This is a genomic window from Candidatus Thiosymbion oneisti (assembly GCF_004359955.1).
Classification (GTDB): Bacteria; Pseudomonadota; Gammaproteobacteria; order Chromatiales; family Chromatiaceae; genus Thiosymbion; species Thiosymbion oneisti.
This window is the reverse complement of sequence record NZ_SMSC01000177.1, coordinates 1-333: the sequence shown is the minus strand read 5'-3', so window position 1 is coordinate 333 and position 333 is coordinate 1. Positions and strand designations below refer to the sequence as shown.

Sequence of the window (333 nt, the reverse complement as noted above, 5' to 3'; positions counted from 1 at the left end):
GAGGAATTTACCTGCCTGAATAAAATGATCGGTAAGATCCTGATCTTCGTAGGAAGGCGTCACATTCCCGCCGGGATGGTTATGGACCATAATCACCTGAACGGCGAGTTTGTAAATCGCCATGCGGAAGGCTTCTCTGGGGTTAATGTTCGCCATGTTGGCAGAACCCAGCGCGACCAACTCGATATAGAGGATTTTGTTCGCTTGATTTAAACCTACCATCCAGAAGTGTTCCTGACCTTGACCGATTTTATTTTCTCTACGGAGAATTTGGCGCATGATCGGATAAATGTCTTCCGCACTATTTACGGTGACTTTCTGTTGCTTGCTTAG

General features: G+C 46.2%; 1 protein-coding gene. It reads right to left on the bottom strand.

Annotated elements, in window-relative coordinates; genetic code table 11:
• Positions 1-333, bottom strand: a 333-nt coding sequence (locus E1958_RS19895; RefSeq protein ID WP_279512462.1) for a JAB domain-containing protein, incomplete at both ends; no start/stop codon positions are given.